The organism is Tropicimonas sp. IMCC6043, assembly GCF_004146235.1.
In the GTDB taxonomy this organism is placed as follows: Bacteria; Pseudomonadota; Alphaproteobacteria; order Rhodobacterales; family Rhodobacteraceae; genus Tropicimonas.
This window is the reverse complement of record NZ_SELO01000003.1, coordinates 141,565-164,510: the sequence shown is the minus strand read 5'-3', so window position 1 is coordinate 164,510 and position 22,946 is coordinate 141,565. Positions and strand designations below refer to the sequence as shown.

The following is a 22,946-nucleotide window of genomic DNA, read 5'->3' as shown; positions in this document are numbered from 1 at the left end:
TGTCCGTTGTGCCCTAGCCGTCGCGGCCGCGCTTTTCGAATCGTGGCAGCATGGCGGAAAAATCCATGCCGCTGCCATCCTCCTCCTCGACGAAACGCGCGTAGAGTTCCGTTGCCGCGTGTCCCAGCGGGGTGTCGGCGTCGACCGCCTCGGCCGCCTGCTGGCTCAGCCTCAGGTCCTTCAGCATGAGATCGGCGGCAAAGCCCGGCCGGTAACCGGAATCGGCCGGCGAGGTCGGGCCGACGCCCGGTGCGGGGCAATAGGCGTTGACGCTCCAGGAGGAGCCCGAGGAGGTCGAGACCACGTCGAAGAGGCTCTGGCGGTCGAGCCCGAGCTTGTCGGCCAGCGCGAACGCCTCGCAGGTGCCGATCATGGTGATGCCGAGGATCATGTTGTTGCAGATCTTGGCGGCCTGTCCGTCACCGGAGGCGCCGCAATGGACCGCCTTCTGACCCATCACCTCGAAGAGCGGCGCCACGCGGGCGAAACCTGCCTCGCTGCCGCCAGCCATGAAGGTGAGCGTGCCGGCCGTCGCGCCGCCCACGCCGCCGGAGACCGGCGCGTCCACCGCGTCGAGCCCGGCGGCGCGGGCCGCCTCCGCCACGTCTCGGGCGCTCTCCACGTCGACGGTCGAGCAGTCGAGATGCACCGCCCCCGGGACCATCGCCGGGTGGATCTCCGCGGCCACCGCCCGCAGGATCGCGCCGTTGGGCAGCATGGTGATGACCACCTCCGCGCCGCGGGCCGCTTCCGCCGCGCTCTCCGCCGCCGCGACACCCGCGGGGCAGGGAGCGGCGAGGTCGAACCCCGCCACCTCGTGCCCCGCCGCAGCGAGATTGACGGCCATCGGCCCGCCCATGTTTCCAAGCCCGATGAATCCGATCTTCATGCCGTGTCCTCCCGGTCGAATGTCAGCGCGTCCTTGCCCAGCGGTCGCAGCATGGCGTCGACCATCGCGGGCGTGACCTCCGCAAGCCCATGTCGCCAGCGCGGGGCGCGGTCCTTGTCGATGATGGCGGCGCGGATGCCTTCGAGGAAGTCCCCGTGCTCCATCGCCCGCCAGGTGAATCGGTATTCGAGGTCGAGCGCTGCGCGGATACCGTCGGTCTTGCCCATCCGCCGCGCGATCTCCAGCGTGCAGGCCATGGCGAGAGGGGCGTTTCGCAAGAGCGCGGCCAGCGTCGTGGCGCTGAACGCAGTGTCCTCCGCGCGCAGCGCATTCAGGATGTCACTCAGCGTCTCGCCGGCGAACAGCCGATCGATCTCGGGCTGCAGCGCGGCCATGCCGCCGGCGGGCGGCGTGGTCGCGGCGGCGCCGATGCGGGTGGCCTCACCGGTCCGTTCCAGGTCCGCGATCAGATCCGGCCAGGCCTCGGCCGGGACGAAATGATCCGCGAACCCGGCATGGAGCGCGTCGGCCGGCCCCATGCGGGTGCCGGTGGTGCCGAGATAGGCGCCGAGCCGCCCGGGCGCGCGCGCGAGCAGCAGCGAGCCGCCGACATCGGGGATGAGGCCGATGCCGCATTCCGGCATGGCGATGCGGCTCGACTCGCAGACCACGCGATGCGAGCCATGGCAGCCGATGCCGACGCCGCCGCCCATGGTAAAGCCCTGGAGAAAGCTCGCCACCGGCTTGGGGAACTCGAAGAGCCGCGCGTTCATCCGGTATTCGTCGCGCCAGAAACGCCGGCCATAGGCGAAATCGCCGGACGTCCCGGTGGCATACATCTCGGCAATGTCGCCGCCGGCGCAGAAGGCTTTCTCGCCCTCGGCGTCGATCACCAGCATGGCAACCGTATCGTCGGCCGCCCATTCCGCGAGCGCCGCGTCGATCGCCAGGCACATCTCGTAGGTCAGCGCGTTGAGCGCCTTGGGCCGGGTCAGCGTGATCCGCCCGGTCCGCCCGGCCTTGCGGATGGAGATGTCGCTCATCGGGTGCCTACCAGACGGCGTGCCACGATCAGGCGCATGATCTCGTTGGTTCCCTCGAGGATCTGGTGCACGCGCAGGTCGCGCACGATCTTCTCGATGCCGTAATCCGCGAGATAGCCGTATCCGCCATGAAGTTGCAGGCATTGATCGGCCACCCGGCTGCCCGCCTCGGTGACGAATTTCTTTGCCATCGCGCAGGCTTGTGTCGTATCGGGCGCGCCCTGGTCGAGCTTCCAGGCAGCCTGGCGCAGGAAGACCCGGGCGGCCTGAAGCTCAATCTCCATGTCTGCGAGGCGGAACTGCAGGGCCTGGAACTGGTCGATGCTGCGGCCAAAGGCGCGGCGCTCGGACATGTATCCCAGCGTCGCGTCGAGCGCCGCCTGCGCCGCGCCGAGGGAACAGGCGGAGATGTTGAGCCGGCCGCCGTCGAGCCCGGCCATCGCATAGCTGAAGCCGCTTTCCTCCTCGCCGAGAAGGTTCTCGCGGGGCACCTGCGCGTCGTCGAGTTGCACCGCGCGGGTGGGCTGGCTTTTCCAGCCCATCTTGCGCTCCAGCCCACCGAAGGAGAGACCCGGCGTCCCGGCCTCGACCACCAGCGCCGAGATGCCCTTCGGGCCGTCCCCGCCAGTCCGCGCCATGACGATATAGGCATCCGAGTAGCCGCCCCCTGAGATGAAGGCCTTGGTGCCGTTCAGCGTGTAGCCGTCTTCGATGCGGTCCGCGCGGGTGCTAAGCGCGGCGGCGTCGGAGCCCGCGCCCGGTTCGGTCAGGCAATAGGAGAAGACCGTTTCCATCGAGATCGCGGCGGGAAGGAATCGGGCCTTGAGCGCCTCGGAGCCATAGGCGTCGATCATTCTTGCGCACATGTTGTGGATCGAGAGAAACGCGGCGACCGAGGCGCAGGAGCGGCTCAGCGCCTCGAAAACAAGCGTTGCCTCCAGCCGGCTCAGTCCGGCGCCGCCGGACGCCTCCGAGACATAGAGCCCCCCGAAGCCCAGCTCGGCGAGTTTCGACCAGAGATCGCGCGGGATCGTGCCCGCCTCCTCCCATGCCGCGGCATGGGGCGCGATATGCTCCTGTCCGAAGGCGCGCGCCATGTCGAAAATCGCCTGCTGCTCCTCGCTGAGCGCGAAATCCATGAGCCTCCTCCCAAAAGCCGCCGGAAATTGATAGTGCGTTCAATTTCCACGGGAGCAGGGGCGGAGGCAAGAGAATTTCCTGCCGGCGCGTCGGTCAGGACTTCCGGAAGGATCAGAGGGTGCCGGTCTCGACGATCCTGAGCAGCGCGCCGAGCACCGCGTTGGCCGCGACCGAGGCGAGGATCATCCCCATGACGCGGCTGACGATGGCCGCGCCGGACGTGCCGATCAGGCGGATCAGCGGGTCTGCGAGACGCATGCAGAGCCAGGCCACGGCGAGCACCGAGAGCATGATGGCGGCGGTCACGGCCTGGCTCGGGATGGAGAAGCGGGTGTTGTCGGTCAGAAGGACGATGGCCAGCATCGCCCCGGGCGAGGCGAGTGACGGCACGGCGAGCGGGAAGACACCGACCGACGCACTTCCGGGCGCCCCGCCGCCGTCGGATTCGGCGAAATGGATGTCCGCCTCGGATTTCGGTTCGCCGAAGATCATCGTCAACGCAAAGAGGAACAGGACGATTCCGCCGGCAACCTGGAAGGAATTGAGGCCGATGCCGAGCGCGTTGATCAGGATCTGGCCGAAGACAAGGAAGAACAACAGCACCCCGGCAGAGACCAGCGTGGCCTGGAGTGCGGTGCGCCGGCGCGCCTGCGCCGACATCGTGGCGGTGACGGCGACGAAGACCGGGATCGTCCCGATCGGGTCGATCACCACCCAGAGGGTCACGAATTGTTCGATAATGTGCTGCATATCGCGCCTGTTCCCTCTGCGGTGGTCGCAGAGGCAAGGCCGTAATCGCAATATGCGGCACGGAAAGTGGTTATTGCCGCGCCGCCCGGCGCAGCGCCTCCGGCGTCGTGCCGGTCCAGTCGTGGAAGGCGCGGATGAAGGAGTTCGGGTCCGAATAGCCGAGGAGATAGGAGATCTCGGCGCTCGAATGGGCGGTGTTGCGCAGATAGTCGGCAGCGAGCCGGCTGCGAAGGTCGGCAAGCTCGGCGGCGAAGCTGGTGCCGGTTTGCCCGAGCTTGCGTTGCAGGCTGCGGGGGCTGAGCCCGAGCCGCGGCGCGACATCGGCGATCCGCGTGCGCCCTGAGGGCAGCGCTTCCATCAGCGCTGCGTGTAGCCGGTCGGTCAGGGACCTTGCGGCACCCGCTTCTTCGAGCCGGAGCCGCAACTCGGGCTCGAAGACCGCGTAGAGCGCGGCATTCACGCTGAGGAACGGGCGCCTAGCGTCACTCTGCGAGAAGCGGAGCCGGTTCGCCGGCCCATGGCGCGGAGCCGTTCCGAAGAAGTCGCGATAGCCCGGCGTGGCGGGCGGGGCGATCATCTCGACCTGGAGCGGGCGGATCTCTGACCGCGTCGCCATCCGGGCCAGCGACACGAGAAAGACAAGCTCGCTGGCGAGGAACTCTGCCGGAAGGGGAAGCGCTCCCTCGGGAGAATAGGTCACGTCGAGCCCGGCCGGACCTTCCGCCACCTCGAGCCGCAACGGGCCGAGAAGCGGCTTGAAGAGCGCCAGCCGCTCCAGCGCCACGATAAGGTTCGGGCTCGAGAAGGCGGCGAAGAGCGGCGGGCTGAACGCGTCGGTCTCGATCGCGCGGCCGACTGCGAGGCCGGGCGCCGGGTCATCGAGAAGACGTTCAAGCGCGTGCCAGAGGCGGAGGAAGGCCGGCGCCTCGAGCCGCGGGCGTTCGCGGGTGAAGAGGTCGGCAGGAAGCTCGGCGGCGCGCAGCAGATCCGCCGCCGTAAGGTCGAGCCGGTCGAGAACCGCCGCCCAGCCGAGGTCGACCGCGAAGGGCCGGGTCACGTGAAGCGGCTCATGATCATGCGATCGAACATCCGGTCACTGATCAGCCAGCGCAGGAAGAGCACCGGGCGCGCCATCTTTCCGCCGGCATAGCGGGTGCGCGGGCGGTCGGCGCGGATCGCGCGGATCACGAGGTCAGAGATGACGCTCGGCGGCGAGCTGGCCCCATCGGAGTCGACCGCCTCGACCAGTTTCCCGATCAGCCCGGCATAGGCGCTTTCCGCGCTGGCGGCGAAATGCGTTTGCACCCCGGCGGTGAATCCGGTGTTGATCAGCCCCGGCTCTGCGATGACGACGTCGATGCCGAACTCGGCGAGTTCGAGGCGCAGGCAGTCCGACCAGCCTTCCAGCGCATGCTTGGTCACATGATACCAGGCGCCGAGCGGCGTGTAGATCTTGCCGCCCATCGAACTGATGTTGATGACGAGCCCCTTCCGGTTCTGCCGCATCGGCGGCAGGAGCAACTGGGTCAGCCGGGCGAGGCCGAAAAGGTTCACCTCGAACTGGTAGCGGGCGCTGTCGATCGGCGTCTCCTCGACCGGGCCATACTGGCCGAAGCCGGCATTGTTCACGAGGATGTCGACTCCGCCATGCCCGGCGTGGATTTGCTCGGCCGCGGCGGTGATCTCGGCGTCCTTGGTGATGTCCATCGCGATCGGGATCGCCCCGGCCTCGGCGAGGTCTGCCATCCGGTCGACGCTGCGCGCGGCGACGTAGACGGTGAGTCCTTCCTTCAGGAGCCTGAGCGCGATGTCCTTCCCCATGCCGGAGGAGGCGCCGGTGACCAGGGCGGTGGAGTATCTGCGGGCCATGTGCGGTGTCTCCAGTGGATTTCCTTCAGGGCCGACATAGCCTGCCAGCCCTGCCATGACACTCGCAGAACGCGCCAGTCTGCTCGCAGAAGCCGCCAGCGCCGCCGGATCAGAGCACCCGCACCTGTGTGCCGATCTCCACCATCGGGTACAGCTCGGCGACCTGCTCGTTGTAGAGCCCGAAACAGCCCGAGGACGAGGGCCGGCCGATCTTGCGCGTGTCATGGGTGCCGTGGATCAGATAGGCCGGCCAGCCGAGATACATCGCATGGGTGCCGAGCGGATTGTCCGGGCCGGGCGGCACCGATTGCGGCAGGCTCGGATCGATCTCGCGCATCGACGCGGTCGGCGTCCAGGTCGGCCCGACCTTCTTGCGCACGACTTCCGTATAGCCCCGCCGCGTCAGCTCCTCGGAGAGCGGTACCGAGGTCGGGTAGACGCGGAAGGTCCCGTCGGGCTTCCAGAAGCTGAGCGCGCGGCTCGAGACGTCGCAGACGATGGCGCCGACTCCAAGCGCGTCGAAATGATCGCGCCAGTCGCGTGTGGTGAAGCTGGAAATGTTGCGCTGCGCACCGGTGTCGGGCCGGTTCAGGGCGCCGAGCCCCTGGGCACGGATCAGTCCCGGTGCGGCCAGAAAGGGAAGGGATGCAAGGCCGGCAAGAGCCCGCCGGCGGGTGGTGGTCGTGGTCATGAAATCTGCTCGTCGTTTTTTGCCTGTCCCCGATTTGCCAGAGCCGGCCCCCTCCGTCCAGCCCGCAGCCGCGACCGCACGCGGATGTGAGGCGCCCGGGCTCTATTCGGGTGGCGCCGCCAGCACCGCCGCACCCTTCGGCGTCAGCGCGTAAACCCCGCGTTCGACCCGCTCGAACCAGCCGTAGTGGTCATCCGCCATCATCCGCGTCGCCTGCGTCACGCCGGTCGCCCGCGCGACGTCCGCGCCGCGCGACGGCCCCTCCGCAGCCAGATGCGCCGCGATCCGCAACGCGTCCTGCCGATACGCGGTGACCAGCCCGCGCCGCGTCGATCCGCCGATGTTCGGATCGCCCTCGCGGCGGGCGAACTCGCGCAGGAGCCGCCCCTTGCGCGGCGCCGATTGCCGCGGGCGGTAGGGGGCCGGGTCGAGATGCACCTCGACATGCCCGTCCGCGAGCCGCACCGTGATCAGGCCGAGCCCGAGCCGCCGGCAGAGCGCGCGGTTGTCCTTGAGCGATCTGAGGAACCGCCGCCCGTTGCCGCGCGGCACGGCGAGATAGACCGCGTCGCTCAGCGCCTGCCGCGCCACGCCCTGGTGAAACAAGGTCAGCGAAAACCTGGTCTTGAGCTCGACGATGACCGGATCGTCCTCTTTGTCCCGGCAGGCCACGACATCGGCTGCACCGACCTCGGCCTTCACCTCGTAGCCCTGGTCCTCGAGAAACCCTTTCACCGGGCCGTAGAGCTCGCTCTCCCGCATTGCGCCCGCCTCGTCTTCTTTTGCTCTCACATATCCCCGCCGGAGGAACGGTCCGCCGCGGTGGATCGTCCCGGCTCAGAGCCCGTCGTGAAACGCCTCGATTAGGTGGCGCACCACCGCCCGCGTCGCCTCCGCCTCGGAGTCCCCGTCCGCACGCGCCGCCGCGTGAACCGCGCGCTGTCGATCCGCCGAATTCCCCTCGGCGACCAGGTCCGTCACCGCCTCGATCTCGGACCGGCAGCCGAGCGCGTCACCATCCTCGCCGAGAATGTCCACCATCTCCTCGGCGAGTACGGAGAAGTCGACAATCTCGCGCTGGCCGAAATCGATCATCCCCTCGCTCATGCCATAGCGCTGTGCCCGCCAGCGGTTCTCGCCGATCAGCACGTTGGAATAAAACCGCCAGCGCTGGTTCCGTGCCGCCAGCCGCCAGAGCATCCGCGCGAAGCATTGCGTCAGCGCCGCGATGGTCAGCGTGTGCTCGATCTTCGTCGGCACGTCGCAGATCCTCGTCTCGATCGTCGGAAACCGCGAGGAGGGCCGCAGGTCCCACCAGATCTTCGAGGCGTCCTCGATGATGCCGAGATCCACCAGCACGCCGGTCGTGCGCTCGAATTCGGCCCAGGAATTGAGCTGCGGCGGCAGGCCGGTGCGCGGCAAGTTGTCGAAGACGGTGAGCCGGTAGCTCGCGAGCCCGGTATCCTGGCCCATCCAGAAGGGCGAGGAGGCCGACATCGCCAGCAGATGCGGCAGGAAATAGCTGAGCTGGTTCATCAGGTCGATGCGCTGCGCCGGGCTCTCGATGCCGACATGGACGTGCATGCCGCAGATCAGCAGCCGTCGCGCCACGCCCGCCAGTGCTTGTTCGAGCTCGTTGTAGCGGCTCTTGTCGGTATGGATCTGCCGTTTCCAGTCGGCAAACGGGTGGCAGGAGGCGGCGATCGGTGCAAGCCCGTGGCGCTTGGCGCAGCGCGCCACGGTCGAGCGCAGCCGCTTGAGATCCGCGCGCGCCGTCCCGATGTCGGCGCAGACCTTGGTGCCGACCTCGATCTGGCATTGCAGGAATTCCGGGCTGACCTGGCCCTGCATCGCTCCGGCGCATTCCTCGATCAGCGCCTCGGGCGCATTCGCGAGCTCGAGCGTCTCGGCATCGACCAGGAGGTACTCCTCCTCGATCCCGAGCGTGAAAGCGGGGTCAATGCGCGCCATCCGTCCCTCCCTCTGTCGGCGCAGCGTGGCAGAGCCCCGGGGCGGGCGCAAGCTGCTGCTGGCTTGGAAAGCGCCGTCGAACGGGCTATTGCGGGCGCGGAAACCGCAGGCGGGAGAGTGGCATGCGCATTGCCGTGGGGGCGATCACCCGGCGCCGGCCGAAGATGTTCGCCGCGCTTCTGGAGAGCTTCGCCGCGATGGCGCGGCCGGAGGAGGCGGAGATCGTCTTCCTTTTCGCCGAGAATGACGAGGCGGACGGGGCTGCGGCGGTGGTCGATGCCTTCCGGGCGCGGGTGCCCGAGGCGGTGCGGCTCGAGGCGGAGCCGCGGCAGGGCATCCCGATGGCGCGCAACAAGGTGCTCGACATGGCGCTTGCCGAAGGTGTCGACTTCCTCACCTTCGTCGACGATGACGAGGTGGTGGACCGCGACTGGCTGGTGACGCTGATCACGGGCGTGCGGGCGCGGGGTCTGGAACTCGCCGGCGGGCCGGTGCGGCTCGTTGCACCCGCGGGGGAGCTGACCCCGTGGAACCAAGCGGTGCTGAAGCATTTGCAGAAGCGCGCCGACGGGCGCATCCGCTCGAAAACCCGCCTCGCGGAGGCCGGACAGGATGCGGAGATCGACGTCTATACCAACAACTGGTGCCTGTCGCTCGAAGCGCAGCGCCGGACGGAAGTGCGCTTCGACGAAACGCTGCGCTTCACCGGCGGCTCCGACACACGGTTCAGCCGCGATTTCCGCGCCGCGGGCGGGCGCGTGGGCTTCGTGCCCGCGGCCTTCGTCGACGATCCGATGCCGCAGGCGCGCCTGACGCTTGGCTATCACTTCGCCCGGGCGCGCGACCAGTCGAACAACGCGGTGGTGCTCGGACAGAAGCGCGCCGCCCAATGTTTCGGTCAGGCCGCGCTGCGCCTGCTCGACGCGGCGATGAACCTCCTGACCGTCCCGATCACCGGCCGCTACGGCGTGGTCAAGGCGACCCACAAGCTCGGCATCGCCGCCGGACGCCTCAAGGGTGCCTTTGGCGCCCGGTCGCGCCATTACGGTGCTGGCTCGGAGAAGGTCCACACCGAACGCAGCGCGGACGACTGACAGCGCGTCGGATCAACTGGTCGGGGCCGGCCCCCAGACCGTCACCTTGTCGTTGGCCTGGATCTGCTCCGCATACGGATTGTTCAGCTTTTCCTGGTTGTTGCCCGAAACGGCGACGCTCTTGCCGTTGACGATAACGGTGAAGGCGTGGCCGTCGCCCTTCTTGCCGTAGCCGGCACGGTTGATGCAGAAGTACCGACCGGCCTTGTGGCCCTTCATGCCGATCTTCACGGTTCCCCAGTCGGTGTGGTCGAACACCTTGCGGAGGCCGAGCTTGTCGAGCACCCGCTCGATCGTCTCGTCATTCTCCAGGTCCTTGCCCTTGGAGATCCACTTCTTTTCGACGAAGTAGTTGATCATCGTGTAGGCGTTCTTCTTGAAACATTTCGAGAAAGTCAGGGCCACGCAGTTCTTCTTCGATTCCAGGACCGCCCCGACCGGTTTCTGGTTGGCATCGTTCTTGGCGGCAAATTTGTTGAGATCCGAGACGGCGAAATCAGACATCCTGCGTCCTTTCCTGAAATCGGGAGCCGGCCAAAATGGGCCTGATGCCACTCTAGGGAGAGGCTAACCTTACGACAACGCTCTCAAGAAGGAGTATGCAAGCGGCCGGCCGGAAGCGAGGCTGCGCCGTCGTCGGGCCGCGGCGCGGCGTTCCGCCGGTGGGTCGGGGCAGGTAATGGTGAGGAATCCGAAAAAAGATCGAAGCGATGCGGTGACATTTCAGTATCGCCGGGCCGTGGGTACGGCGCGGCGACGGCGCGGCGGCCTATCGGCCTTGTTCCGCGCCATGGTTCAACGTTCGAACGCCCTGTCCGGACCGATCGACCGAACTGTCTCAGTCCATCGCCTTGAAGCTAAACTCGCCGCCTTCCTTGATGCCGGAGAACCAGCGGGCGGTGACCGTCTTGGTCCGCGTGTAGAAGCGGAAGGCGTCGGGGCCATACTGGTTCAGGTCGCCGAAGGCCGATTTCTTCCAGCCGCCGAAGGTGTGGTAGGAGAGCGGCACCGGGATCGGGAAGTTGATCCCGACCATGCCGACGTTCACCCGGTGGGCGAAATCGCGCGCGGTGTCGCCATCGGCGGTGAAGATCGCCGTGCCGTTGCCATAGGGGTTGTCCATGGTAAGCTTCAGCGCTTCTTCGTAGCTGTCGGTGCGCACCTGGCTCAGCACCGGGCCGAAGATCTCCTCCTTGTAGATGTCCATCTCCGGCGTGACCTTGTCGAAGAAGGACGGGCCGACGAAGAAGCCGTCCTCGTAGCCCTGGAGCGAGAAGCCGCGACCGTCGACCACAAGATCGGCACCCTGGGCAACGCCGGAATCGATCAGCCCCTCGATCCGCTGCTTGGCGGCGGCGGTGATGACCGGCCCGTAGTCCACGTCATCGCCGGCGGTGTAGGGGCCGACTTTCAGCTTCTCGATCCGCGGGACCAGCCGCTCGACCAGCGCATCGGCGGTTTCCGCGCCCACCGGGACGGCGACCGAGATCGCCATGCAGCGCTCGCCCGCCGCGCCGAAGCCCGCGCCCACAAGCGCGTCGGCGGCCTTGTCCATGTCGGCGTCGGGCATGATGATCATGTGGTTCTTGGCGCCGCCGAAGCACTGGGCGCGCTTGCCGTTCGAAGCGGCGCGGCCATAGATGTACTGCGCGATCGGCGTGGAGCCGACGAAGCCGACGCCCTGGATCACCTCGTTGTCGAGGATCGCGTCCACCGTCTCCTTGTCGCCGTTCACAACCTGCAGGACGCCCTCCGGGAGCCCGGCCTCGGTGATCAGTTCGGCAAGGCGCAGGGAGGTCGACGGGCAGCGTTCCGAGGGCTTCAGGATCATCGCGTTGCCGCAGGAGAGCGCCGGCGCCATCTTCCACAGCGGGATCATCGCCGGGAAGTTGAAGGGCGTGATGCCCGCGACCACGCCGAGCGGCTGGCGCATCGAGTAGAGGTCGATACCGGGGCCGCCATCGTCGGTGAACTCGCCCTTCAGGAGCGCCGGCGCGCCCATGCAGACCTCGACCACCTCGAGCCCGCGCTGCACGTCGCCGCGCCCGTCGGGCAGCGTCTTGCCATGCTCGCGGCTGACCAGCTCGGCGAGTTCGTCCATGTGCTCGTTGATCAGAGCGCCGAATTTCATCATCACCCGCGCGCGGCGCTGCGGGTTGGTTGCGGCCCAGCCGCGCTGTGCCTCCGCGGCCTTGGCGACCGCGTCGTTCAGTTCCTCGACAGTGGCCAGCGCGACCCGCGCCTGGATCTCGCCCGTGGCGGGGTTGAAGACATCCGTGAAGCGGCCCGATTTGCCCGCGACCCGCTTGCCGTTGATGAAATGACCGATCTCTTCCATGGAGTCCTCCCTGATGTGACGTTGCGGAGGAGATTAGCCTTGCGGGAATGCCCTGAGAAGCGGCAGGTTCCCAAAAGGGTTTTGCGATTTTGCAGGGGTAGGCGGCGATGGCTGGGGGATGGGACGACCTGAGAGTGTTTCTCGCCGTGGCGCGGCAGGGCAGCCTGTCGGGCGCCGGGCAGGCGCTGGCGCTGGATCCGGCGACGGTCGGACGGCGGGTGGCGCGGCTCGAGGCGGCGCTCGGTGCACCGCTCTTCCGCAAGTCCTCGGGCGGTTACGCCCTGACGGCAGCCGGCGAGCGGCTCACACCCCATGCCGAGGCGGTCGAGCAGGCCTGTGCCCGCGGCGAGGACGCGGTGCGCGGGCAGGGGGACCGGCTTTCCGGCGTCGTGCGTGTCGGCGCGCCCGATGGCTGCGCGAATTTCCTTCTTCCGCAGGTGGTTTCCGGGATCGTCGCGGCGCATCCCGGGCTCGAGGTGCAGATCGTGGCGCTGCCGCGGGTCTTCAACCTCAACCGGCGCGAGGCCGACATGGCCGTTGCCGTCTCCGCGCCCGAGGCAGGGCGGCTGACAGCACAGAAGATCGCCGAGTATCAGCTCGTGCTGGCCGCCTCCCGCGCCTATCTCGCCGGCGCGCCACCGATCCGCACCCTTGCGGATCTCGGTGCCCACCGGATGATCGGCTATATCCCGGAGATGATCTTCGACAAGGAACTCGACTACCTGCGCGATCTCGGGATGGACCGTCCCGGCCTCGCGAGCAACTCCGTCGCGGTCCAGCACCAGATGGCGCGGGCCGGCGCCGGGCTGGTGGTCACGCATGATTTCGCGCTGGCAGGCGACGACCTGCTCTCGCGCGTGCTGGCCGAGGAGTTCGCCCTGACGAGGCGCTTCTACCTCATCCGCCATGCCGACGACGCGCGGGTGCCGCGGATGGCGGGTTTCGCCGAGCTGCTGGTCTCGGGAATGCGGCGGCAGATGGCGCGTACGCGCGGGGCATTGACAGAAGGGCCGGGCTCGGAGGACGCTATGTCGCAGCAGAGTGACTGATCATCAGGAAAGGACAGGCGCGCATGATCGTTCGGGAGATACTCAAGAGCAAGGAGGCCGAGGGCGTCTTTACGGTGGCGCCGGGCACGCGTGTCGAGACGGCCGCGGCGCTCCTGTCGGAGAAGCGGATCGGCTCGGTTGTCATTTCGGCCGACGGAAAGAGCTTCGCGGGCATTATCTCGGAGCGTGACATCGTGCGCGAACTGGGAAAGCGGGGGCCGTCCTGCCTTGCCGAGACGGTGGACGAGATGATGACGAAGGAACTCGAGACCTGCGAGCTCTCCGACACCGCGGAATCCGTGCTCGAGCGGATGACGCTGGGCCGGTTCCGGCACATGCCCGTGGTCGAGGCGGGCGCGATGATCGGAATCATCACCATCGGTGACGTGGTCAAGGCCCGGCTCACCGAGCTTTCGATGGAAAAGGATGCGCTCGAAGGCATGATCATGGGCTTCTGACGCCCACCCATGCGCGATTCGAGGTGATTTCCCCAAGAATGGTGGAGCGCTGCGTTGCGGCATGCTAGGCAGCGCCAAAGAATCGCGTGCATGCCGGAGTTTGGCCAGGGAGGCGGCCGTCGGCGGGCGGAAACCAGGGAGCACATGCCATGCGCATCGGCCTTTACCCGGGAACCTTCGATCCGGTCACCCTCGGACATCTCGACATCATCCATCGCGCGACGGTGCTCGTCGACCGGCTGGTGATTGGCGTGGCGATCAACCGCGACAAGGGGCCGCTCTTCAGCCTCGAGGAACGCGTGACGATGATCGAGACGGAATGCGCTCGTATCTCGGAGGAGACCGCCTGCGAGATCGTGGTCCATCCCTTCGAGAACCTGCTGATCGACTGCGCGCGCGACGTCGGCGCGGGTATGATCATCCGCGGTCTGCGGGCGGTGGCGGATTTCGAATACGAGTTCCAGATGGTCGGCATGAACCGCCGCCTCGACGCGTCCATCGAGACGGTCTTCCTGATGGCCGAGGCGCAGCATCAGGCGATCGCCTCGAAGCTGGTGAAGGAAATCGCGCGGCTGGGCGGTAACGTGGCCAAGTTCGTCACGCCGGAAGTGCGCAAGGCGCTTCAGGCGCGATTCGGCGCCGACTGCTGAGCCGGGCCCGGCGCCAGAACGCCATCCACACGATCATCACCGCGGGCAGTCAGCCGAAGAACTGCCGGTCCAGCAGGAAATCTGCCGCCATTGCGACGGTCAGGACGCGTGCGTAAGGAAACCACCCGCCATTGCTCATGGGGTGCGGGACAGTGGGTTTCCGGCCTGCCATGGCGGCGCGCTCCGGAGGATGCAATCGAGCGACAGGCGGTTCTTCCTGCGGGCGTTTCCGGCTAGTCTTCCCATGAGGCCGGATTTCGGGAAGGAAATGAGATGAGCGGATTGCTGGCGCTGCTGGACGATGTGGCGGCCCTTGCCAAGGTGGCGGCGGCCTCGGTGGACGACGTGGCGGGGCAGGCGGCCAAGACCACGGCCAAGGTGGCCGGCGGTGTGATCGACGATGCGGTGAAGGCCGGGACTAAGGCCGCGGGCGCGGTGATCGACGATGCCGCGGTGACGCCGAAATACACGATGGGCTTCTCGGCCGAGCGCGAGCTGCCGATCGTCGGGCGCATCGCCTGGGGCTCGATCCGCAACAAGCTCCTGGTCCTGCTGCCGGCGGCGCTGCTGCTGAGCGTCTTTGCCGAATGGGCTATCGCACCGCTGCTGATGCTGGGTGGCGGCTATCTCTGTTACGAAGGGGCGGAGAAGATCCTGCACTGGCTCCTGCCGCACAGCGGCAATCACGGGCATGTCGTGGTGACCGAAGACGCTTTCGGGCTCGAGGAGCGCCGCGTGGCCGGCGCCATCAAGACAGATTTCATCCTCTCGGCCGAGATCATGACCATCGCGCTCTCGGCGATCCCCGATTCCGGGATCGTGACCGAAGCGCTCACGCTCGCGCTGGTGGCGGTGGGGATCACCGCGCTGGTCTATGGTTCGGTGGCGCTGATCGTGAAGGCCGACGATATCGGCCTCGCCATGGCCGAGCGCGGCCGCCTTGCACCGACTCGCGCTCTGGGCCGCGCCATCGTCCGCGGCATGCCGGGCTTCATGAAGCTCCTGACCATTGTCGGCACGGCCGCGATGCTCTGGGTTGGCGGCTCGATCATCGTGCACGGGCTGGAGGTCACCGGCTTCCCTGCGCTCGGGCATGCAATCCACGACATCGCCGATGCGGCCGCCCACGCGCTGCCGGAAGGCTGGTCCGGCTTCGTCGCCTGGTGCGTGACCGCTCTGCTCGACGGCATCCTCGGCGTGGTGCTCGGGATCGTGCTGGTGCCACTCGCGAGCCGAGTGATCGCGCCGATCTTCGGGCTCTTCTCGCGAAAGCGCGTGCAGGAATAACCCCAGTGGCTCAGCCGCCCTGCCGCGCGGCGAGCGCCCGCGCGAGCGCCGCGAAGCCCTCGATGGACACCCGCTCCGCGCGCTCTGTCGGCGCGATGCCGGCCGCCGCGAGCAACCCCTCGACATCGCCACCGAGCCCCTTCAGCGCCGCCCGCAGCATCTTGCGCCGCTGGTTGAAAGCCATGGCCACCACTTTCGAGAGCATTTCCGGATCGGCGGGATAGCGCGGCGCGGGCAGCGGCCGCAGGTGGACCACCGCCGAATGCACCTTCGGCGGCGGGGTGAAGGCGTCCGGCGGCAGGCGCAGCGCGATCCGCGCCTCCGCGCGCCACTGCGCCAGCACCGCCAGCCGGCCATAGGCCTTCGAGCCCGGTTCCGCGACGATCCGCTCCGCGACTTCCTGCTGGAACATCAGCGTCAGCGACGACCAGTAGGGCGGCCAGACCTCCGGCGTCAGCCAGCGCACCAGCAGCTCTGTGCCGACATTGTAGGGCAGGTTGGCCACGACATGGATCGGCGGCGAGAGATGCGCGAGCGGGTCGACATCCAGCGCATCGCCGCCGATCACCTCGAGCCGCCCGGGATAGGCCGCGGCGACCTCCGCCAGCGCCGGCAGGCAGCGCGCGTCCTTCTCGATTGCCAGCACCCGGCCCGCGCCTTCGGCCAGCAACCCGCGGGTCAGCCCGCCCGGCCCGGGGCCGATCTCCAGCACCGAGGCGCCGGTGAGATCCCCCGGCACTCGGGCGATCCGGGCTGTCAGGTTGAGGTCGAGCAGGAAGTTCTGGCCAAGCGATTTCTTCGCCGCCAGCCCGTGCGTCGCGATCACCTCCCGGAGCGGCGGCAGATTGTCGATGGTGCCCATCGGCATCCTTCTTCTGTTCCAAAATGTCCTCGGCGGCAGCGCTCCCTCACGAGGGCGCTTGGGGTGCGGAGGGCCCCCCGGACACCCTCCGAACTTGTCACGCCGCCGCCCGCCGCGCCGCCATCCGTTCCGCCATCCGCAGCGCCTCCACTGTCGAGCGGATGTCGGCCACGCCCCGGCCCGCGATGTCGAAGGCGGTGCCGTGGTCGGGCGAGGTGCGGATGAAGGGCAGGCCGAGCGTCACGTTCACGCCGCGGGCGAAATCCAGCGTCTTGATCGGGATCAGCGCCTGGTCGTGATAGGCGCAGATCGCCGCGTCATAGCGCGCCCGCGCCTCGGCGTGAAACATCGTGTCGGCGGGCAGGGGGCCGGCGAGCGCGATCCCCTCGGCGCGCAGTTCTTCCAGCAGCGGCGCGATCCAGTCGAGTTCCTCGCGCCCCATCGCGCCACCCTCGCCGGCATGCGGGTTGAGCCCGGCCACCGCCAGCCGCGGCGCGGCCACGCCGAAGTCACGGACAAGCGACGCCGCGGTGATCCGGATGCTGTCTCGTAGCAACTCCGGCGTGAGCGCCGCCGGCACCTCTGAGAGCGCGATATGGATCGTCGCCGGCACCACCTTGAGCGCCTCGCAGGCCAGCATCATGACGACACGGTCGACGCCGCCAAGCGCGGCGAGATACTCGGTATGGCCGGGATAGGCAAAGCCCGCGCCGTCCTGCAGGACCTTCTTGTTGATCGGCGCCGTCACCACCGCGGACGCTTGCCCCGCCTGCACCAGCCCGACCGCCCGCGCGATCACCTCGACGACCCCGGCGGCATTGGCGAGGTCGGGCTGTCCGGGAACGGCCGGCGCGGCAAAGGGATGAGCGAGCACCGGCAGCGCCGTCGCGGCGACCGTCGCAGCGTCGGCCGGGGAGTCGACGAGTTCCAGCGGCGTTCCCTGAGGCAGGTGGGCCGGATCGCCGATCCAGGCGAAGGGCAGGCTGTCACGCAACCTGTCCCAGGCGCGCGCGGCGATTTCCGGACCGACGCCGGCCGGCTCGCCGCAGCTCATCACCGGGGGCAGGGCGGCGGCGCCGGTGGCGGCGGACATCACGGATACCGGATGATGGCGTCGGCCTTGAGCTCGGCGAGATAGGCGTCGCCATAGGCGGCGAGCCGCTGCGCAAAGAGCCGCCGGCGGATCGCCTCGCGGCTCGGCACATCCGCCGGGTCGAGCGTCGCCACCCGCTCGCAGACCATCAGCAGGACGAGATTGCTGCCGCGGGTCAGCGCAGTCGAGACTTCGCCGGCGTCGAGCGCCGCGAGTTCGCGCGCCACATCGGCGGGAACCTCGTTGAGCGGTCGGGTGTAGCGGACCAGCCTCTCGGGCGGCTGTCCGAGATTGATCCCGTAGAGATCGTCGCAGCTGTCGACCCGGCCGGCCACCTTCGCGGCCTCGTTCAGCGCCGCCTCGCTGCGCCCGCCCGGGATCAGGTATTCGGCGTACTCGATGGCCACCGGCTCGGCCTCTGTCAGCGCTGTCTCGCGCAGCGCGAGGAGTTGGAAGATCGACAGCGTATTGCCGATCTGCACCGGTTCGGTGATCTGGCCGGGCGAGAGCGTGATGACCTGGGTCCTTACCGCCTCGGGCAGGGACCCGAGCGGTTTCGCTGCCTCGTCGCGGCCGCCGTTCTCTGCGTTCGGTGCGATCGAGTAGCGCCGCGCCGCCTTGGCGAAGCCCGCAGGCGTCTGGATCGTCTGCTGCAATTCGTTGGCAAGCACTTCGGACTTCGCCAGATCGGCCTGGTTGCCCGCCGGCAGCCGGATCTCGGCCAGCTCGACCTCGGCGTCGGACTGCCGCACGGTCACGGCAACGACCCGGTCGACTTCGGCCTCGCTCACCTGTGCGCGCGCGCCATAGAGACCCTGCACGACCTCGCGCCAAGCCAGACCGGCCCGAACGAAATCACGCATCGTCTCTTCGGAAACGCCCCGTTCAGCGAGCGCGCCGAGGAAAGTCTCGACATCGAGGTTGGCGCGGCCGGCGAACTCCTCCAGGCCCGCAGCGACCTGCTCCTGTGTGGGCACGACCTCGAACTGCGCCGCCACGGCGAGCCGCAGCCGGTCATCGATCAACTGCTCCAGCGCCAGCTCGCGGAGATCGCCCGGCGTGCCGAAGAGCTGCAGGACGGTCATGCGCTGTTGCAACTCGTAATTCGTGATGGCCCTGTCGTTGACATAGGCGACCGGCGAGAAGGTTCTGCCCGATTGCGCTGCGGCCGCGCCGGCCGTGAGCGCGAGGCACAGCGCCAGCATCGCCGCCAACGCTCCGGCCACCGGCCGCGCCATGAACGCCACAATTCCCCGGATCATTGCCCCATGCCCTCGCTCCTGCCTGCCGCGGCCTCCGCCCCGGTCTTTCGCGTTCTATGCCAGCCCGCCCGGCCGGGCAAGACTGGCGCGGCCGAGCCGGTCGTGCGGGTCTAACCCCGGCATCCGAGCCGCCGCGGCCGGCTTCGGCCGGTGCCGGCGCCGGAGACCCCCGCGAGATCGATCTGGAAGGTGATATCCGTCGACGGATCCTGCTGATCGATCTCGGTGTAGCGGCGCAGGATTCCCAGACCGTAATCCACACATTCGGTACGGTATTCCAGACCGAGCCGGGTCCGCGCCGCGCGCTGGAATTCAAGGTCATAGCGCAGGTCGATCGAGGTCTGGATGCGCTCGCTCACATCCCAGTCGGCCGCGATGTTCCATTCGCGGATCTTGTAACCGCGATTCTCGATGCTGCTCGGCTCCAGCCAGATGAAGCTGGAGGCGATTTCATATGTGTCCTGCTCGAGCCCGAAACGGATCTCGGCGCGGTCGAGGCCGAGATCTCCGTCGAAGGTCGCGCGATTGTTGAAGCTGAACACGTCCAGGAATTCGAAGCGCAGTTCGGCAAGCCAATCCGAGGTCTGTCCCTCGAAGACCCTGAAACCGTCAAACTGGCCCAGGTCTTCGGCACGCAGGATACGCCCGGCCGTCGCCGTCATGGTCCAGCCGGACATGTCCTGTAACGAGTAGCTCAGCCCGAGATTGGCCCGAAGCCCGCTCTCGAACTCGTCATAGGCCGGGAAGCGGGACAGCGAAAAGAGATTCCCACCGTCGAACTCGAGCTGCGTGCTCTCGTCATTCGGGGTCAGGTTCTCGATCTCGGGGCTCCAGACGATCTGCGCCACCGGCTCGATGACATGGCTTGCCCGCGCACCCTGCCGGATCCAGGGCCACCTGAGATCGATCACGCCATAGGGCTGGACCTGGGTGACGGGCGACTCGAAATTGCTGTCGTCTAGGATCACCGTGTGATCGAGGAACGCTGCGGTCTGCACCCCGAGCTTCAGGCCCCAGGGTCCGATCCAGTCGCGCCACCAGTCCACTTCGGCCGTCAGCCGCCCGACGTCGCGGCCGATCACGTTCTCCGCGGACCGGCGCTGGTGGCCATGCAGGTCCATTCCGAAGGTGAGCACGCCGCCGACAACCGGAGCATCCATCCGCCGGCGCCAGGTCACGTCGGTAACGCGATAGGGCTGGGTCAGATTGCTCTCGTTGGAGCGCAGCGATTCGTAGCGGATCACTTCGGCCCAGAACATCTTGTCGCGGCGGACCCGTGTGAGGCTTATCGCGCTCTCGAGCCGGTCCTTGTTGAGATAGTCATAGACGTCGAGATAATCGGCGTCGCTCGCCGCCTCGATGTCGAAAGCAAGGCGGAAGCCGCGCGGCAGGCTGAACCAGCCATACCCGAAGACATAGCCGCGCGGGTTCTCGTCGGTGAGGTTGTCGTAGCTGATCGCGCCGTTGAACTCGGTATAGCCGCGGCGGAAGGCCTGCCGGTAACGCAGCTCGAGCGTCGCGGTGTAGTCGACCGCGAGATAAGGCGTGAGGGTGAGGTCCCGGTGGTCGTCGATGGCCCAGAACCAGGGTGTCTTGATACCGAAGCCGAGCTCAGAACTGTTCCGGATATAGGGCGTGAGAAATCCCGTGGCGCGCTCGAGCGTCGGGTCCGGCAGGCGAAGCTGCGGCAGGTAGATGATCGGGATGCCCATCACCTCGAAGAAGGCGTGGTCGAAATAGATCTGCTTCTCGAGCTCGTCATGCACCACCCGCCGCGCACGGATCTGCCAGATCGGGATTGGCCTTGCAGCGCAGACCGAGCAGGACGAGGCGACGGTGTTGTAGAGCTGGGTATAACGCCCGCCGACGCGATTGGCCTCGACCGCCGTGATCTGCAACTGCTGGTCGAGCACGATGCGCGCCGAATCCAGCAAGCCTTCCTTCAGATCCGTCGAAAGCTGCCCGCTGTCGGCCAGCATCACCGAGTTTTCACCCTGTTGCAGGATAATCGGTCCGACGATGTCGATCGTCTCGGTCTCGGGATCGTAGGTGATCTTCGAAGCCTTGAGCCGATAGTCGCCCTGCATCGCCTCGACCGCGCCCGAGGCAACCAGCTTGCCGTCGCCGAGGATCTCGACCCGGTCGGCAATCAGCATGGCGGGAACCGCATCCTCGCCCGTCTCCTGCGCCGAGACGGTGGTTGCGAGTCCGACGAGGGCCAGCGCGGCGACGAAACGGAGGAACCGGCGGACCATCAGCCGTCCTCCGTGTGCAAGAGCAGCCCCAGCGACATCATCGCCGCGATCGCCGGCGGCGCCCAGGCCGCGAGCATCACCGGGATATCGCCGTTTTGGCCGAGGATCTGCGCGAAATTTCGGATGAAGAAGGCGGAAAACCCCATCAGCAAGGCCAGCAGCACCATCAGCCCGGTGCGGGCGAAGCGGGTGTGTCGCATCGTGAAACCGGCGCCGATCATCACCATCGAGGCGATGAAGAAGGGCAGGGCGAGCTCCATCTGGAACCAGACGCGATGGCTGCGGGCCGAGAAGCCGGCATTGTCGAGATTGGCGATATAGGCCGGCAGTTCCCAGATCGGCACAGCGGAAGGCGTACCGAAACTGTCGCGGATCTGCTCGCGGGTCAGCGGCGACGGGATCTGGAACGTCGCATGTATCTCGGCCTCGGCCTCGGGGTTCGGTACGTCGAGCGGCCAGACCTTCACATCCTCGAGATCCCAGGCGCCCTGGCCGAGCCGAGCGACCTTGGCCTCGGCGCGGCGTCTCGGGCCGCCATCGGTGTCGAAGGTGAGGAAGGTCACGTCATAGAGCTCGGTGCCGTCGAGATTGGCGCGTTCGGCGCGGATCACGCTCTGGCTCTGCGGCCTTCCCTGCCGGAGCCAGAGCCCGTCGCGGCTGACCGAGAGCGTCGATCCGCCATTGCCGGAATATTCCGCCGCGAGGCTCTCGTAGGCGTGTTTGGTGGCGGCGACAAAGGGGTTGATTACCGCCACGCCCAGCACGCCGACGAAAAAGGCTGCGAGCGCCGGGGCGATCATCGCCCGGATCGCCGAGCGCCCGGCGGCCCGGGTAACGACGAGTTCGGAGGTGCGCGCGAGCGACAGGAACAGCGCCAGCGTCGCGAGCATCACGATCAGCGGCAGGATGAGGTAAAGGGTCTCGGGAACCGACAGCGCCGAGAGATGCAGCGCGGCGGTGAAGGTTAGGCCGATATCGTCGAAGCGCCGCATCTGCTCGACCATGTCGAGCAGGATCATGAAGATGGCGAAAGTCACGAAGAGGCCGGCGGTGAACCAGAGGAACTTTCGCGCAAAGTAGAATTGCAGCTTCATGGCGCCGCCTCCGCCCGCCGGATACGGCGGAACGCGGCCGGCCGGCCAGCGATCCAGAGCATGGCCGTCGTCGTCAGCAGGCCGAGCACGCTCGGCAGGTAGACCAGCGGCCAGAGCGCGGTGTCGCGCCGGGCCATCTCGGCGGCGCCGTTCTCGATCGCCTGAAGCAGGATGATAAGCACGACGGCAAGCGCAATCTGCGGCCAGATTCCGAACCGGGAGAACCCACCGAGCATCAGAGCGGCGAATCCCATCAGCGAAACGATGAGCGGGTTGAAGGGCTGGGCGATGCGCAGATGGCCCTCGTAGAGGAAGCGGGCACGGTCGCTGCGGGTTTCGGCGAGCGCCGATTCGTCGGGGTTGAAGAGCGTGGCGGTGTCGTATTCCCGCACGTCGCGCCGGCCGCGGCCGGCGGCCTCCATCAGCGCGCCGACATCATAGGTCAGGCTTCCGAAGGACGTGATGGCGAGCCGGCCGTCCTCTCGCCCGTAGGTCTGGGCCGTGCCGTCGACCATGACCAGCTTGGGTCCGGTCGCCTCCTGGACGAGATAGGCGCGCGCGGCGAGATAGTCGGTGCGCGAGCGCTCCGAACGGGCATCCGAGAGGTAGACATCCCGCAACTCGCCATCCCGGTCGATCGACCGGATATAGAAGGTGATGCCGGTAACCGGGTGGAGGAATCGGCCTTCGGTGAGCAAGCGCGCGGCGATATCGGCCTCGATCTCGGCGGTGCGATCGGCGAGTTCGGTGCGCGAGACCGGCACGAGGACATGCACCAGCAGCGCCATGAGCAGCGAGGCGATGAGGCCGAAAGCCACGACAGGCCGGGCGAGGCGCCAGAAGGAGATGCCGACTGCCTGTGCAATGACAAGCTCGCTCTCGGTCGTGATCCGGTTGGTCACATAGACCGTCGCGGCGAAGGCCGAGATCGGCAGCACCATGCGCACGACATTGGGAAGGGTGAAGAGGGTGAGGGTGAAGAAGGCGCCAGCGGACTGGCCGTCCGAGAGGATCTCGTCGAAGAGAATCACCGCGCGGTTCACCCAGTAGACCGAAACCAGGACCAGCGAGAAGAATCCGAAAAGGACGATCAGCTGGTAGAGGTAATATCGGTCGAATCTCGTCACGTGCGGGACTCCGGGGGAAAGCTT

General features: G+C 67.5%; 22 protein-coding genes. 5 read left to right on the top strand and 17 right to left on the bottom strand.

Annotated features, from left to right (window positions below):
* Nucleotides 1-13: 13 nt before the first annotated feature.
* The 9 genes from mmsB to EU800_RS05030 form a co-directional block, all read right to left on the bottom strand.
* Entirely contained in the window at nt 14-889 is an 876-nt protein-coding gene (mmsB, locus tag EU800_RS05070; protein ID WP_129629208.1) for a 3-hydroxyisobutyrate dehydrogenase, read from the bottom strand.
* Complete coding sequence (locus EU800_RS05065; RefSeq protein ID WP_129629206.1) at nt 886-1,932, bottom strand: enoyl-CoA hydratase/isomerase family protein; 1,047 nt, start codon at nt 1,930-1,932, stop codon at nt 886-888. The genes mmsB and EU800_RS05065 overlap by 4 nt, the downstream gene beginning before the upstream one ends.
* A complete protein-coding gene (locus EU800_RS05060) occupies nt 1,929-3,071 on the bottom strand; it encodes an acyl-CoA dehydrogenase family protein (RefSeq protein WP_129629204.1) in 1,143 nt (380 codons plus the stop codon). The genes EU800_RS05065 and EU800_RS05060 overlap by 4 nt, the downstream gene beginning before the upstream one ends.
* A gap of 112 nt (nt 3,072-3,183) precedes the next feature.
* A complete protein-coding gene (locus EU800_RS05055; protein WP_129629202.1) occupies nt 3,184-3,822 on the bottom strand; it encodes a MarC family protein in 639 nt (212 codons plus the stop codon).
* Between the two features lie 70 nt (nt 3,823-3,892).
* Nucleotides 3,893-4,879 (bottom strand): AraC family transcriptional regulator, encoded by a 987-nt coding sequence (locus EU800_RS05050; protein ID WP_129629200.1) that lies wholly within the window; start codon nt 4,877-4,879, stop codon nt 3,893-3,895.
* Nucleotides 4,876-5,691, bottom strand: a complete 816-nt coding sequence (locus EU800_RS05045) for an oxidoreductase (protein WP_129629198.1) — start codon at nt 5,689-5,691, stop codon at nt 4,876-4,878. The genes EU800_RS05050 and EU800_RS05045 overlap by 4 nt, the downstream gene beginning before the upstream one ends.
* 109 nt (nt 5,692-5,800) lie before the next feature.
* A complete protein-coding gene (locus EU800_RS05040) occupies nt 5,801-6,382 on the bottom strand; it encodes a L,D-transpeptidase (protein WP_129629196.1) in 582 nt (193 codons plus the stop codon).
* A 102-nt stretch (nt 6,383-6,484) separates the two neighbouring features.
* Complete coding sequence (locus EU800_RS05035) at nt 6,485-7,144, bottom strand: DUF2161 domain-containing phosphodiesterase (protein ID WP_129629194.1); 660 nt, start codon at nt 7,142-7,144, stop codon at nt 6,485-6,487.
* Between the two features lie 75 nt (nt 7,145-7,219).
* The gene (locus tag EU800_RS05030) at nt 7,220-8,353 is read right to left on the bottom strand and encodes a carboxylate-amine ligase (protein WP_129629192.1); all 1,134 of its coding nucleotides are present in this window, start codon (nt 8,351-8,353) and stop codon (nt 7,220-7,222) included.
* A gap of 122 nt (nt 8,354-8,475) precedes the next feature.
* Here EU800_RS05030 and EU800_RS05025 point away from each other — a divergent pair, with 122 nt between their 5' ends.
* Complete coding sequence (locus EU800_RS05025) at nt 8,476-9,447, top strand: glycosyltransferase (protein ID WP_129629190.1); 972 nt, start codon at nt 8,476-8,478, stop codon at nt 9,445-9,447.
* A 12-nt stretch (nt 9,448-9,459) separates the two neighbouring features.
* Here EU800_RS05025 and EU800_RS05020 read toward each other — a convergent pair whose 3' ends face one another.
* Both EU800_RS05020 and EU800_RS05015 read right to left on the bottom strand, forming a co-directional pair.
* Nucleotides 9,460-9,951, bottom strand: coding sequence for a hypothetical protein (locus tag EU800_RS05020; protein WP_129629188.1), 492 nt, complete (start codon nt 9,949-9,951; stop codon nt 9,460-9,462).
* A gap of 334 nt (nt 9,952-10,285) precedes the next feature.
* Nucleotides 10,286-11,785 carry a CoA-acylating methylmalonate-semialdehyde dehydrogenase gene (locus tag EU800_RS05015; RefSeq protein ID WP_129629186.1) on the bottom strand — a complete coding sequence of 500 codons (1,500 nt, stop codon included), beginning with the start codon at nt 11,783-11,785 and terminating at the stop codon, nt 10,286-10,288.
* Nucleotides 11,786-11,892: 107 nt separating this feature from the next.
* Between EU800_RS05015 and EU800_RS05010 the strand changes: the two genes are divergently transcribed.
* From EU800_RS05010 to EU800_RS04995, 4 genes are all read left to right on the top strand, one after another.
* Nucleotides 11,893-12,834 (top strand): LysR family transcriptional regulator, encoded by a 942-nt coding sequence (locus tag EU800_RS05010; RefSeq protein WP_129629184.1) that lies wholly within the window; start codon nt 11,893-11,895, stop codon nt 12,832-12,834.
* Nucleotides 12,835-12,857: 23 nt separating this feature from the next.
* Complete coding sequence (locus tag EU800_RS05005; protein ID WP_129629181.1) at nt 12,858-13,292, top strand: CBS domain-containing protein; 435 nt, start codon at nt 12,858-12,860, stop codon at nt 13,290-13,292.
* Nucleotides 13,293-13,441: 149 nt separating this feature from the next.
* Nucleotides 13,442-13,942, top strand: coding sequence for a pantetheine-phosphate adenylyltransferase (gene coaD, locus EU800_RS05000; protein ID WP_129629179.1), 501 nt, complete (start codon nt 13,442-13,444; stop codon nt 13,940-13,942).
* Between the two features lie 273 nt (nt 13,943-14,215).
* Nucleotides 14,216-15,229 (top strand): DUF808 domain-containing protein, encoded by a 1,014-nt coding sequence (locus tag EU800_RS04995; protein WP_129629177.1) that lies wholly within the window; start codon nt 14,216-14,218, stop codon nt 15,227-15,229.
* Between the two features lie 10 nt (nt 15,230-15,239).
* On the opposite strand, the gene rsmA is transcribed toward EU800_RS04995, so the two are convergent.
* The 6 genes from rsmA to lptF all read right to left on the bottom strand — a co-directional run bounded on the left by rsmA (nt 15,240) and on the right by lptF (nt 22,922).
* Nucleotides 15,240-16,091 carry a 16S rRNA (adenine(1518)-N(6)/adenine(1519)-N(6))-dimethyltransferase RsmA gene (gene rsmA, locus EU800_RS04990; RefSeq protein WP_129629175.1) on the bottom strand — a complete coding sequence of 284 codons (852 nt, stop codon included), beginning with the start codon at nt 16,089-16,091 and terminating at the stop codon, nt 15,240-15,242.
* A gap of 97 nt (nt 16,092-16,188) precedes the next feature.
* The gene (gene pdxA, locus EU800_RS04985) at nt 16,189-17,184 is read right to left on the bottom strand and encodes a 4-hydroxythreonine-4-phosphate dehydrogenase PdxA (protein WP_129629173.1); all 996 of its coding nucleotides are present in this window, start codon (nt 17,182-17,184) and stop codon (nt 16,189-16,191) included.
* Nucleotides 17,184-18,446, bottom strand: coding sequence for a peptidylprolyl isomerase (locus tag EU800_RS04980; RefSeq protein ID WP_129629171.1), 1,263 nt, complete (start codon nt 18,444-18,446; stop codon nt 17,184-17,186). The genes pdxA and EU800_RS04980 overlap by 1 nt, the downstream gene beginning before the upstream one ends.
* 110 nt (nt 18,447-18,556) lie before the next feature.
* Entirely contained in the window at nt 18,557-20,701 is a 2,145-nt protein-coding gene (locus tag EU800_RS04975) for an LPS-assembly protein LptD (protein WP_129629169.1), read from the bottom strand.
* Nucleotides 20,701-21,795: an LPS export ABC transporter permease LptG gene (gene lptG, locus EU800_RS04970; protein WP_129629167.1), complete on the bottom strand. Its 1,095-nt coding sequence runs from the start codon at nt 21,793-21,795 to the stop codon at nt 20,701-20,703. Before lptG ends, EU800_RS04975 begins: the two co-directional genes overlap by 1 nt.
* Nucleotides 21,792-22,922: an LPS export ABC transporter permease LptF gene (gene lptF / locus EU800_RS04965; RefSeq protein ID WP_129629165.1), complete on the bottom strand. Its 1,131-nt coding sequence runs from the start codon at nt 22,920-22,922 to the stop codon at nt 21,792-21,794. Before lptF ends, lptG begins: the two co-directional genes overlap by 4 nt.
* Between the last annotated feature and the right edge of the window lie 24 nt (nt 22,923-22,946).